Source organism: Pseudoalteromonas sp. DY56-GL22 (genome assembly GCF_041414715.1).
In the GTDB taxonomy this organism is placed as follows: domain Bacteria; phylum Pseudomonadota; class Gammaproteobacteria; order Enterobacterales; family Alteromonadaceae; genus Pseudoalteromonas; species Pseudoalteromonas simplex.
This window is the reverse complement of record NZ_JANHZR010000005.1, coordinates 92,735-105,098: the sequence shown is the minus strand read 5'-3', so window position 1 is coordinate 105,098 and position 12,364 is coordinate 92,735. Positions and strand designations below refer to the sequence as shown.

9 protein-coding genes and 1 pseudogene are annotated in these 12,364 nt (G+C 40.9%); 5 read left to right on the top strand and 5 right to left on the bottom strand.

The genetic code is table 11. The features are described 5' to 3' along the window. The first annotated feature begins 1 nt into the window (after position 1). The 4 genes and pseudogenes from NO991_RS12610 (at position 2) to NO991_RS12595 (ending at position 4,898) form a co-directional block, all read left to right on the top strand. The gene (locus NO991_RS12610) at positions 2 to 1,879 is read left to right on the top strand and encodes a VWA domain-containing protein (RefSeq protein ID WP_371352080.1); all 1,878 of its coding nucleotides are present in this window, start codon (positions 2 to 4) and stop codon (positions 1,877 to 1,879) included. After that, the gene (locus NO991_RS12605; protein WP_371352079.1) at positions 1,873 to 3,522 is read left to right on the top strand and encodes a BatD family protein; all 1,650 of its coding nucleotides are present in this window, start codon (positions 1,873 to 1,875) and stop codon (positions 3,520 to 3,522) included. The genes NO991_RS12610 and NO991_RS12605 overlap by 7 nt, the downstream gene beginning before the upstream one ends. A gap of 78 nt (positions 3,523 to 3,600) precedes the next feature. Further along, positions 3,601 to 4,149, top strand: a pseudogene (locus tag NO991_RS12600) (sigma-70 family RNA polymerase sigma factor); the annotation flags it as partial. Then, positions 4,149 to 4,898, top strand: coding sequence for a DUF3379 family protein (locus NO991_RS12595; protein WP_138599020.1), 750 nt, complete (start codon positions 4,149 to 4,151; stop codon positions 4,896 to 4,898). The pseudogene NO991_RS12600 and the gene NO991_RS12595, both read left to right, overlap by 1 nt. A gap of 78 nt (positions 4,899 to 4,976) precedes the next feature. Here the strand turns inward: NO991_RS12595 and NO991_RS12590 are convergent, their stop codons facing one another. From NO991_RS12590 to NO991_RS12575, 4 genes are all read right to left on the bottom strand, one after another. Further along, positions 4,977 to 6,167 carry an amino acid aminotransferase gene (locus NO991_RS12590; RefSeq protein WP_371352078.1) on the bottom strand — a complete coding sequence of 397 codons (1,191 nt, stop codon included), beginning with the start codon at positions 6,165 to 6,167 and terminating at the stop codon, positions 4,977 to 4,979. Positions 6,168 to 6,240: 73 nt separating this feature from the next. Beyond that, positions 6,241 to 6,900 (bottom strand): GAF domain-containing protein, encoded by a 660-nt coding sequence (locus NO991_RS12585; protein ID WP_371352077.1) that lies wholly within the window; start codon positions 6,898 to 6,900, stop codon positions 6,241 to 6,243. Positions 6,901 to 6,945: 45 nt separating this feature from the next. Next, the gene (locus NO991_RS12580) at positions 6,946 to 8,616 is read right to left on the bottom strand and encodes a fused response regulator/phosphatase (RefSeq protein ID WP_300361975.1); all 1,671 of its coding nucleotides are present in this window, start codon (positions 8,614 to 8,616) and stop codon (positions 6,946 to 6,948) included. Further along, a complete protein-coding gene (locus NO991_RS12575; RefSeq protein ID WP_054553230.1) occupies positions 8,616 to 8,921 on the bottom strand; it encodes an STAS domain-containing protein in 306 nt (101 codons plus the stop codon). The genes NO991_RS12580 and NO991_RS12575 overlap by 1 nt, the downstream gene beginning before the upstream one ends. 133 nt (positions 8,922 to 9,054) lie before the next feature. Between NO991_RS12575 and NO991_RS12570 the strand changes: the two genes are divergently transcribed. Beyond that, positions 9,055 to 9,384, top strand: a complete 330-nt coding sequence (locus tag NO991_RS12570) for a translation initiation factor (RefSeq protein ID WP_054553231.1) — start codon at positions 9,055 to 9,057, stop codon at positions 9,382 to 9,384. Between the two features lie 16 nt (positions 9,385 to 9,400). Here NO991_RS12570 and NO991_RS12565 read toward each other — a convergent pair whose 3' ends face one another. After that, on the bottom strand, positions 9,401 to 12,364 hold the full coding sequence (locus tag NO991_RS12565) for an EAL domain-containing protein (protein ID WP_082389262.1): 2,964 nt from the start codon (positions 12,362 to 12,364) through the stop codon (positions 9,401 to 9,403).

Sequence of the window (12,364 nt, the reverse complement as noted above, 5' to 3'; positions counted from 1 at the left end):
TATGGATTTTGAATTTATTCGCCCTGCCCTACTTTGGTTGTTAATCCCCGCGCTGATTATTTTTAGTGTGCTGTTGGTACGCAACAAAAAAAGCGCCCCCGCTGATTTAATTGCGCCCCATTTGGCGCAGTTTGTAATGAGCGACAATCATAAAAAACAAAGCCAACCGCTTTGGCTAGTTGCGGTGTTTACCCTGTTAGCCATCGTTTTTTCAGCAGGTCCAAGCTTTGAGAAAAAACAAGTTCCCGTGTTTCAAGCAAAGAATGCGCGAGTTATTGTGATGGATATGTCGTACTCCATGTTCAGTACCGACATCGCACCAAGCCGATTAGTACAAGCTCGCTTTAAAGCACTCGACATGATTGAGCTTTTCAAAGAAGGTGATACGGCACTAGTGGCTTATGCAGGCTCTGCATTTACTATTTCGCCGCTAACCAATGACGCTAGCACGTTAGCTAACCTTATCCCAAGTCTAAGCCCAGATATCATGCCGAGCAAAGGTTCGAATGTTATTGAAGGCCTAGAAAAAGCCGACGATTTACTTAAACAAGCCGGCTATTTAGATGGTGATATTATTTTAGTCACCGATGGGGTTGATAGCCTAGATCAAGAAGATATTAGCCGCTTTACCGCTCAGTCTAGTTATCGTTTAAATGTCTATGGCGTCGGCACAGAGCAAGGTGCGCCGATTAAGCTACCAGAAGGTGGCTTTTTAAAAGATATGCAAGGACAGATTGTGATTCCGACGCTAAATATCAGCCGCTTAAGTGCGCTTGCGCGCAACAGCGGTGGCAAATTCGCACTGTATCAAACCAGTAATCAGGATATTCAAACATTTGCCCCCACTGCCAATGCAGAAGTACTCAAAGATGAGAAACAAAGCCAAGCATTATGGCGAGTTGATGCCGGTATTTACGGCCTGATTATTTTATTGCCGTTAGCGCTCTTTTTAATTCGTCGTAGCAGCCTAGTGCTTGGCTTTTTGTTTGTTATGCTCCTACCTCAGCAACAGGTTTACGCCGCTGAATTACCAGACGTATTTAAAAACCAAGACCAACGTGCTCTTAATGCCTATCAGCAAAATCAATTTGAACAAGCCGCCCAAGCACAAAACACACAACTTAAAGGCGCCGCTCTTTATCAGCAAGGTAATTACCAAGCTGCTATGGATGCGTTTAGTGAAGATAAATCTGCAACGGGTTTGTATAACTACGGAAATGCCCTTGCTAAGGCCGGTGAGCTAGAGCAAGCCATAGAAGCGTATAAGCAAGCCCAACAACTTAAAAATGACTTCACTGAGGCAAAAGAAAACCAAGCCCTCGTAGAACAGCTATTGCAGCAGCAAGAGCAACAACAGCAGCAACAAGATCAACAGCAAAACAATGATCAACAAAACTCTGATGGCCAGCAAGATAACCAGCAAAAGCAACAGGGTGAAAATTCACAGCAAGGTGAAAACTCTGAGCAGAGTGAGCAGCAAGATGGCCAACAACCGTCAGAGCAAGGTGAGCAATCAGATCAAAAAGGTGAGCAAAGCGAGTCTAATAGTGACCAGCAAAACAAACCTGAAATGGAATCTGAAAAAGACACGTCGTCACAATCTGGAGAACAACAGCCAGAGCAAGCTCCTGAGCAACAACAGGCCCAGCCACAGCCATCGCAAAGCGATGAACAAGCGAAACAGCAAGCAGAGCAACAGGCTATGCAAGCACAAGCTGCTGAACTGACCAATGAAGAGAAAGAAAAAGCTCAGCAACTTAACCAGCTGCTGCGTAAAGTTCCCGATGATCCAGCGATCTTATTAAGAAATAAAATGCAATTAGAAGCACAAAAACGAAACTACCAACGTCGTCCACGAGGAGCCGAAAAATCATGGTAATGCGATTATTATGTTGTTTATTGCTAATCGCGGCAGCGCCGCTTTGGGCTGCCACCCAGCTACAGGCAAGTGTTGATAAAAACCCTGTCCTTGCTGGTGAGTTTTTTGTTTTAACCATCTCAGCAGACGACTCTATTAACAGCGAACAACCAGACACTTCGGTGTTATTAAAAGACTTTGTTGTAGGGCCAACCAGTGTCAGCTCACGTACTAATATTATTAATGGTGAAATCAGTAAGCAAACTAACTGGTCTGTAAAGCTGATGACCCGCAAAGAAGGCACTTATACCATCCCTGCCTTTACTGTTGCCGGTGTCAGTTCAAAACCCATTGAGCTAACGGTAGCTAAGCGCAGTCAAACCTCAGAGCAAAATAAAGAAGCCTTCATTAAAACAAGCATCAAGCCAACTAGCTTATACGTGCAAGAAGCCGGTGTTTATACGGTTAAATTGTATTTAGACAACAACAAAGAATTGCTTGATGGCAACTTAACTACGCCAGAAATGGAAAACGCTGAGCTAACCCCAATTAACAAGCAATCTGAAGACTATGAGTTAATTGATGGCAAACGCTATTTAGTGATCACCCGTGAGTACTTAGTGCAGCCACAAAAAAGTGGCGTAAATACTATTACGGCACCTGTGTTCAACGGCCGTATTCGTCAAAACTATCGCCAAATGGCTGTGTCAGCGATGGGCGAAGATGTTGATGTTGAAATCAAGCCAATCCCAGATAACTACACAGGTGCATGGCTACCAAGCGAACTGGTTAACCTTGATGAGCAATGGCAACCAAAAGACGACACCGTTGAAGTTGGCACGCCAATCACTCGAACTATCACCTTAACCGCATTGGGGGTTACTAAAGAGCAACTTCCTGATATCGATATGCCACAGGTGCAAGGCTTTAGAAGCTACCCTGATGAAAAAGAGAGTAACCATCTGGTACGTGATGGCCGTGTTATTTCTCAGCAAACAGCTTCTTATGCTTTATTACCGCAAACACCGGGCACTTACACATTGCCTGAAATAAAGCTGCCTTGGTTTAATACTAAAATCAATCGTATTAGCTACGCAACCATACCTGCTCGTACATTAACAGTTGTGCCAAGTACAAACCCACTCACACCAACAGCCCCTGCTATCGCAGAGCCGCAAACCGCAAGCTCTAATGAGCTGGGTGATACGCCAACTAATATGCAAACGGTCACAAAAGTAACGATCCCTATGTGGCTTATTATCGTGGCAGTGGTCGGCTATGGACTTTGGCTAATCACCTTAGTGCTTTACTTTAAAAAGCGTCCTCAGCAACCGACAGCTGAGCCATTACCTACCAGTGGTTCATCAGCATCGTTAAATGAGCTTAAGCAGTTTGCAAAACAAAACAATAACTCTGGGTTTTATAACGCATTAAACCACTACGCAAAACAACAGACTGGTAAAAATGCTGCGGCCATCGAATGTTTACTAGCATCACTGAAAAACACACAACTTAATGATGAAATTGCTAAATTAAGCACTAAACTTTATAGTTCAGCCGATGAACAGGTTGATTTAAGTTTAATCGTCAGCTTGCTAAGCCAAGCCGCAAAGCAAACTAAATCAACAAGTAATGACACTGAATTAAAGAATCTTTATGATTAACTATTAACCTAAACAGTTGAAAATAAACGGCTAATCTTAAGTTAGCCGTTTTTTTAAGAAAAAAATAATAATCTCAGAAAGTTTTTTTCTGATAGGCAGGTCTTAGTTACTATGACAGAAAAACAAAAGCGATATGAAGCGCTGGTTCATGTCTACCACAGTGAGCTTTTTCGCTTTGCGTATTGGTTGTGTCGTGATCAGAACATTGCTGAGGACTTAGTGCAGGAAACCTTCCTGAGGGCTTGGCGTGCCTTGGATTCACTGCAAGACCAACAAGCAGTTAAACCTTGGCTGTTGACTATTTTGCGCCGCGAGAATGCACGCCGTTTTGAACGTAAACAATTTGATTACGCCGATGTTGAAAACGACACCCTTGTAGATGAACAAAGTTCAACCCTTGATGCTGAAATGGAACAAACAGTGATTCAACGACAAATAGGAAAGTTATCACAAGAATATCGAGAACCATTGCTGCTGCAAGTGGTAATGGGTTGCTCTGGCGATGAAATCGCCGAGATCCTCGATTTAAATAAAAATACTGTCATGACACGACTTTTTCGTGCCAGAAACCAGCTTAAAGAGGCTTTAAGCAGTGATGATGACCAACTTAGAGGAGCATCAAATTAATGGATGAACTCGAGTTTCGCCGCCGCATCCTCGCCGAGCCAAGCACTATTGATAAGGAACTTGAAGCGTTTGCCGAGCAGGACACAGATAAACAGGCGTTTATTGATGATGTACGTGCCTTTGACGATGAACTAAGCAAAGCACTTAACATCCCCGTGCCTGAAAATTTAGCACAGCGAATTATTGATAATACATATAGTTCTGAAGCAGAAAGCGCTGAGCAACCGCTAGACACCATTGTTGAGGCTAAGTCACGCTTTGCCTTTAATCGACTGTATTTAGCCGCTGCAGCGTCATTTTTAGTGGCAATTAGTGTGTTCTTTGTCAGTAACAAACAACATACGTTATACAGTGTGGGTGAGCATGCCTTTGCGCACCTTTACCATGAAATTGGCTCGCTAGATAAACATGAGGCAATAGATCTTGCTTCGGTAAACGAAAAGTTTGCCACCATTGGCGGTCACTTAGATGAGCTACCAGGTAAAGTAACCTATTTAATGTTTTGTGATTTTCAGGGTAAAAAAGGCCTACACTTGGTATTTGAGTCAGATTTTGGCCCAATGACGGTATTCATTGTGCCTTCTGACGAGCAACCATTTGGCACCGGCTCTGATGATTTCAATGATGAGCGTTTCGCAGGCCACATCAACCGAGGCGACCGGGCTGATACTATCTTAATCGCGAGTATTGGTGCGCCACTTGATAGCTACAATAACATGATCAATGACGCCATTCGCTGGCTGCACTAATACCTACTCGTAGTAACACATATTACAGGCATAAAAAAACCGCAGTCACTGCGGTTTTTTTTATCGCTATAAAGCCGATTACTTACAAACGTCTGCTACTGCATTTGCAAAGTAATCAATGTTTGCATCACTGATACCAGCTACGTTTACACGGCTAGAACCAACAATGTAGATTGAGTACTCTTTTTGTAAGCGCTCGATTTGCTCTTTATTAATACCTAGAAATGAGAACATACCATTTTGACGGTCAATAAATGAGAAGTCTTGCTCAATGCCTTTCTCAGCTAAGCTTTCTTTGATTAAAGTGCGCAAACCATTAATACGATTACGCATTTCATCAAGCTCGTCATGCCACATTTGCGTCAGCTCAGTGCTACCTAAAATCGTGCTAACAATATCAGCACCGTGAGCTGGCGGCATTGAGTAGATGCTACGTACAACGCTTAATAATACAGAGTTTGAGATATCAGCAGTTGCTGCATCTTTAGCAATAATTGAACATGCACCGATACGCTCGCGGTATAAACCGAAGTTTTTCGAACAAGAAGAACAGATGATTAGCTCATCTACCGCTGCTGCTAATTTACGAAGACCCGCTGCGTCTTCTTCAAGGCTTGAACCAAAACCTTGGTAAGCAATATCAACCAGTGGCGTGAAACCAACTTCAACAGCAAGATCAGCAACTGTGCTCCATTGCTCAGCATTTAAATCCATACCGCTTGGGTTGTGACAACATGCGTGGAATAACACCACATCACCTTTAGGCACTTGCTTAAGGGTATTAATCATATCATCAAATAAAAGGTCTTTATTTTCGTAATCGTAGTAAGGATATTCTTTTACTGTTAAGCCCGCCGCTTCAAATAAGCTGATGTGGTTTGCCCACGTTGGCGTAGTTACCCATACTGTCGCATCTTTGTTGCAACGTTTGATAAATTCTGCTGCAACACGTAATGCACCTGTACCACCTGGTGCTTGTGCCGTGCGAACACGATTAGCTAAAAGTGCTGGATGCTCACCCAGTAATAAGTTTTCCATTTTTTGGCAGTAATCTAGGTTACCTGCCAAGCCAATGTACGATTTACTGGTTTCGTTTTCTAAACGAAACGCTTCCGCTTTTTTAACCGCTTTTAATACCGGCGTATTGCCTTGCTCATCCTTATAAACACCTACACCCAAATCGATTTTCTTTGGGTTTGTATCTTGTTTAAAGGCCGCCATTAGGCCAAGAATAGGATCTGTTGGTAATGGTTTTAATTCTGAGAACATTGACTATCTCTTTTTATAGGGGTTAGCGTTGCCACTAGCTTAACATAAAAACCCAGCCTGATTACTAGTTAAATTAGACCAAGAGTTGAGGAATTTTAATACAACAAGCCACAAGTAGTGCAAGGGTTTGCTGATCAAAGAAATCATTATTAAATGCTTCCGCATCTATAATACCTAAGCATTCATTTTTGTCTGATAATAATGGTAAACAAGTCTCAGCTTTCACCTTCGGGTCGCAAGTATAATACTCTCCACCTTGGGCAAGATAATCAGCAACGTTATTGATCACACGACCTTGCTTAGAAAGTGCCACTTGAACATTGTTACTACCTTTAGCAAATGCTTCAGTTAGCGGGAATAACGGACGACTCGGTGCTCCGTGATATACCAATTTTAATAACTGAGAGCCTTCTTCAGTATTGGTTGCTTGGTAAATACCAAACCAATCAACCTGAGTTTGGGCAACAACAAAATCGATAATTTGTTGAAGCTTAGCCAGCTTTTCAGTATTGGTAGCATCATCGGCAACATAATCATTTAATTTGAATGGTTCATCTTGTAAGTAGCCAAACAAGCTACACGCACCGCCCTCGCCTAGCTCAGGAATTTGGTATTCCCAGCGCACTGCAGGTAAAGCTGACTGTGCAAAGTAATGTTCAAGGTTTGATAATTGCTCAGCAACCAAGCTTTCTGGTAAATCAAGTTGAGCAGTCGATAAGTAGTTAGAAATCATTTAGCCATCCAAACATCTATAATGCCAGAATGATAACATGCGATTTTAGTGTGAGCTAGTACTGCTTGCTGTTAATTGATAATAAATTTCGACTTGGTTGCCTGCACTATTGAATGTGACGCCAGTCGCAATTTCGCTCAGCAAACATAAACCTCTGCCATGCTCTCGCACTAAGTTTTGTTGCTCAGAATCTTGTTTGTTAAATCCATGTCCCGAGTCACAAATTGTAAAATACAAAGCATACTCTTCAGGGCTATAGCGGATATCAATGATAATTAATGCATCGGTTAAATTAGCTAATGCTTTTTCTCGTTGTTGATAATAAATTAAAAAACCATCGTCATGATTTTTCACATCAGAGTCGAGTCCTAAAACACCGTGATCAAGCGCATTATTATAAGCCTCAGATAAGATGAGAAAAATATTGGCTCGGTGAGCGTTTAAACCTGGTACCCGACTGATTACATTAACAACCTCTAAAACAGGATCAGTGCTTTTAATCTGCTTTGAATTTAAGCTTAAAGAGAAGTTAAATGGCAATTCAGAATAAGGTTCTACCATTTGTTCAGGTTCAGGCACCGGCAAACAATTTAACAACACTAAACTTAAATCGTCTTGCTGCTCGTTACCTTGTGCAAAACGCTTAACTCTTTCGAGCACTTGATGACAGGAAATGTTATCTCTAGAGGCAAGCACATCTTTAAACCGTTTTTCTCCAAAATAAACTTCTCTTGGATTAATCGTTTCAATAATTCCGTCAGTCGCCATAACGATTCGTGATGTAGTTTCAACCTCTGTATGGATCAAAGCGCGTTCAAATTCATCATCCTCTAAAATTCCCAACGCCATATGTTGAGATTCTAATGTACGAATTATATTTCCCTGCTGATCGATGATATAGGTGTCTGGCAGACCACCTAACCATGCAGAAACACTTTTACCTGTATTGCTAAGCTCTAGAATAGTTGCCGCACAAAACATATGCCCAGGTAATAACTTCGCCAATACTGAGTTAATCTCAGCTGCAATGTCACTTACCGACATGCCCTTACTTACCATCGTATAAAAGACTCTAGATGCCGGTAATGCACCAACAGCAGCAGCTAAGCCATGACCAGTAAAGTCTCCTAGCATACAATACAAGCTGCCAATTGGACTTTGCCCAACCAAGAACATGTCGCCATTAAACATAGCGGCAGGCGATAAATGAAAATCTAAATGGGTAGGGAATGACTGTTGGTTTTCAAGCGCGTTATTAAAAATGTGCTCGACAATTTCATGCTCACGTTCAACTTGATTTTGATGGTACTCAAGTTGTAAATTCTGCTCTCTTGCTTTTTGACTTAGGTTGCGAATGCGGCTGTGTGCTTTAATTTTCGCATTTAAGATTACCTCTTGGAATGGCTTGTGTAAAAAGTCATCCCCACCGACCGCTAAGCAGCGTTCAAAACTTGCTTCGTCTTCTAAAGAGGTTATAAAAATAATAGGTAAGTAAACTTGGCTGTAGCGCTCTTTTATAATTGCAGCTGTTTCAAAGCCGTCCATTACTGGCATAATGACATCAAGCAGTACGATGTCTATCTTTTGTTCATCAAGAAGACTTAAAGCAACAAGTCCATTTTCGGCAGTGAAAACTCGGTAGCCTTGTTGCTCTAACATCACAGTTAATAAACGACGATTTAGCTCTAAATCATCGACTACCAATATATTAAGCATCAATCGATATCAAATTTTTTATCAAAACGAGATATTTGTAAGATTTTCTTTAATTGAGGCTGACAGTTACTTATTTGTATTGTATCAACTTTGCCCGTTAGGTTTTTTTTCATATTGAGCAACATACCTAATGCTGAACTGTCCATATAATCAGTTTCTCTAAGGTCAATAACGACTTTATTGATATTGCTGTTTAAGTCGGCGTATGCCTGACGAAAAGATTGCACCAAATTAAAATCAAACTTTCCTTTTATCTGTACGGTTAAAATAGCGCCATCAGCAGATGTACTGCGCGTCAAACTCATAATAAACTCCTATTTAACAAATCTTTCCGAAGACTTATCTAAATATAACTGCTTAGAACAAATAAGCCAAAAAATAAAACACTTAGGATTAAATTTGTTATCATTTATCTAAGCTTCTACAACGAGATCCACTATGAGCGAAAATAATCTAGTTTACTCAACTTCTACAGGGCGCATTGAACAACCCAAAGAAAGTAAACCTGCACAAAGTAAAATGTTTAAAGATGGTTTTTTACGAATCGAACGCCAAACAAAAGGTCGAAAAGGTAAGGGTGTGATGTTAGTGGTTGGCATTGATAGCCAACAACATGACTTAAAAAAATTAGCCAAAACCATTAAAAGTAAGATGGGTCAAGGCGGTGCAGTAAAAGAGGGTATCATCGAAGTTCAAGGTGATGACAGAGATAAGCTAAAAGCGATTCTCGAAGCGCTGAAATTCAAAGTAAAAATAGCAGGGGGTTAACTTCCCCCCTACTTTATTAATCATTCTTGATTAAATCTAGTGACTGTAAATGCTCATATAACTTAGGTAATTCAGCCTCACTCACAGGCGGACTGAAGTAATACCCTTGCACAACAAAGCAGTTATTATTTTGTAAAAACTCAATTTGCTCTTTAGTTTCGACCCCTTCAGCAACAACGTTAAGCTTAAGTTTTTGTGCCATTGCGATAATCGCAGCAGTGATCTCCATATCATTACTGTCTTCAGGGATATCTTTCACAAAAGAGCGGTCAACTTTTAAAATATCGACTGGAAAGCGTTTCAAATAACTCAGTGACGAGTATCCGGTACCAAAATCATCAATTGAAATTGAAACGCCAAGTGCTTTTAGTTGATGCAGTTGTAAGATCGCCGCCTCAACATGTCCCATTAACATACTTTCAGTCAATTCTAAGTGAATGCGTTTTGGTTCAACTCCTGTTTGCTTGATGATTTTATCAAGCGTCGACACCAAATTAGCATCTTTAAATTGACGTGCTGATAAGTTGATTGAAATATTATTTTTTAAGTCTTGGCTTGCTAAACGTGCAGCAAACTCACACGCTTCTTGCAATATCCACGCTCCAAGCTCAACAATCAAACCTGTAGCTTCAGCAATAGGAATGAATTTAGTTGGCGGTATCATGCCTTCATTTGGATGGAACCACCGTATGAGTGCTTCATAGCCAACAACTTGATTCTTGCGACAATCTACTTGTGGCTGATAGTAAACCTGGAACTGCCCCTCACGAATACCTGTACGTAACTCATTTTCAATAAACAAGCGTTCATTGGCAGCAGCATTAAGCTCTTGGCTATAAAAGTGGTAAGTATTACGCCCTTTCGCTTTTGCTTCATACATAGCAAGGTCAGCATGCTTCAGTAGCTGATCTTCCTCTTGGCTATCAAATGGTGCCATCGTGATACCAATACTGGCACTAATTATCACTTCATTGTTACCTAGTTTGATAGGCTCATTAAGAGTACGTTGAATGGTATTCGCCACTTCCATGGCGTGAGTTTGATGCTCAATACCACTTAACAGGACTGCGAACTCATCACCACCTAAACGTGCAATGGTATCTTCGGTGCGTAAACGCTTTTTCAAACGATTAGCAACTTCAACCAATAACTGATCGCCCGCATCGTGACCTAGCGTATCGTTGATACGTTTAAATTCATCTAAGTCAAAGTAAAATAAAGCAAATGCATAATGACCACGTTCAGCAAGTGCCATAGACTTGCGTAGCTGCATTCTAAAGAAAGTACGGTTTGCAAGCCCTGTTAATGTATCAAAATAGGCAAGCTGTTCCATTTTTCGCTGACTTTCTTTCACAAACGAAATATCTTGAGCTGAAGCCACGTAACTGGTGATTTCCCCCCCTTCTTCGCGGATTGGAGAAATACTCAATGAAACCCATACAGATTGACGCTCATTACCCTGTAATAAAGTATCTCCTCGCCAATAGTTACGGCTACGTAGGTCGATATCAATATCGTCAACTAAAATCGCCATTTCTTGAGAGATAATATTCATCAATGGTGAGCCAATAAAGTGGCGTTCCTCGAAACCCGTCATCTCAACCATTTTCGGGTTCACGTATTTGATTTCAAAGTCTTGATTAGTGATCACAACGCCTGTGCCTGAGAAGGCAACCGCTTTGGATAATCGGTTCGCTGCTTTTTCAGCTATTTCTTTTTCGCTAATGCGCTGATTTAGACCATCGATTAATTTACGAATTTCTATTGCCATGTCTCTAAAAGAGCCATTAAGCGTGCCTATTTCGTCTTTGTTCACTTTAGGAAATTCAGTTTGAAATTGCCCTTTGCCAAAACTAACAACCGCATTTACCAAAGAGTGAATACGACGCAGTACTAATTGATAAAGTGCTTGATGCAATAACAAAGCAACTAAAATAGCGTACAGGATAAACAAGCCAAAGAACTTTACTTTTAGCTCTTCAAGCGCAGAAAGTGCCGACGAGCGCTTTTTATAAATACCAATATACCAATTAAGGTTCTCGACTTTGCGGATATTGATAATATGGGTTTCACCATCTTGTACAAATGAATTTGCAGACTCTGGTAATTTTAAGCGAATGGTTTCAGACACTAATTTTTGTAGATCAGGATTAACAAAATCTTCAGTCAGTAACTTTTTACCTTCACGGCCATATTGCTCAAGCGTTGTTTTATCTAAATCAGGATGAGCTAAGAGCTGACCTTTCGCATCAAACACTAATAAATGTTGCTCACGATCGCCAATAGGCAGCTGTGCCAATAAGGTTTCAAGCGCAATATCACTACCAGTGACACCAAAAAATTCGTTATCAAGATAGATTGGCACAAGCACGCTTACTACCCACTTATGCCAAATAGTATCGTAATACACCTTTGACCATACAGCTTCTCGGCTCGGGTTTGTTGCAGCTTGTGCGTAATTAAATGTCTCGCCTTTGGTAAAGTCAAAATCGCCCGGTACATTGAGCGCCCAATTAGGTGGAGCAATACGTATAAAGTTATCTTTAGTGATTAAATAAAAATTAAAAAAGTCTTGGATAAGCGTTGGTGAGACAATTTTCCATAGCGACTCAGAATCGTTAATCAGCTGCTTATAAAAATTAGAGTACTGGTCTTGTGGAATAAATGAAGCTGATAAACCATCCTCAGAAGTGCTGCGAATACTGCCATCAACTGCAAACTTTATATCTGCGCTGCGGTTATTTTGTAGATGTGACTCATTATGCAGTAGCTGACTACTAACGACATTGTTAGCTTGCTCTGCAATATTTATTTTGGTGTTAATTAAGCGATTGAATTGACGACTCAAGCGTTCACTCGAATGCTTTAAAAGTTCGTGCTCTTCAAAAACAAGCTGTTTTTCTTCTGATTTAAGCATTAAAGCTGCAGCGCAGATACCTGCAATTAAACAAATAGCAGAGATTAACAGCGACAATTTCAT

Excerpts from the sequence above, each read along its gene's own strand:
- NO991_RS12575 (WP_054553230.1), bottom strand. The coding sequence starts at position 8,921 with ATGAGTTTGACGCGCAGTACATCTGCTGATGGCGCTATTTTAACCGTA.
- NO991_RS12610 (WP_371352080.1), top strand. The coding sequence starts at position 2 with ATGGATTTTGAATTTATTCGCCCTGCCCTACTTTGGTTGTTAATCCCC.
- NO991_RS12565 (WP_082389262.1), bottom strand. The coding sequence starts at position 12,364 with ATGAAATTGTCGCTGTTAATCTCTGCTATTTGTTTAATTGCAGGTATC.
- NO991_RS12595 (WP_138599020.1), top strand. The coding sequence starts at position 4,149 with ATGGATGAACTCGAGTTTCGCCGCCGCATCCTCGCCGAGCCAAGCACT.
- NO991_RS12590 (WP_371352078.1), bottom strand. The coding sequence starts at position 6,167 with ATGTTCTCAGAATTAAAACCATTACCAACAGATCCTATTCTTGGCCTA.
- NO991_RS12580 (WP_300361975.1), bottom strand. The coding sequence starts at position 8,616 with ATGCTTAATATATTGGTAGTCGATGATTTAGAGCTAAATCGTCGTTTA.
- NO991_RS12585 (WP_371352077.1), bottom strand. The coding sequence starts at position 6,900 with ATGATTTCTAACTACTTATCGACTGCTCAACTTGATTTACCAGAAAGC.
- NO991_RS12570 (WP_054553231.1), top strand. The coding sequence starts at position 9,055 with ATGAGCGAAAATAATCTAGTTTACTCAACTTCTACAGGGCGCATTGAA.
- NO991_RS12605 (WP_371352079.1), top strand. The coding sequence starts at position 1,873 with ATGGTAATGCGATTATTATGTTGTTTATTGCTAATCGCGGCAGCGCCG.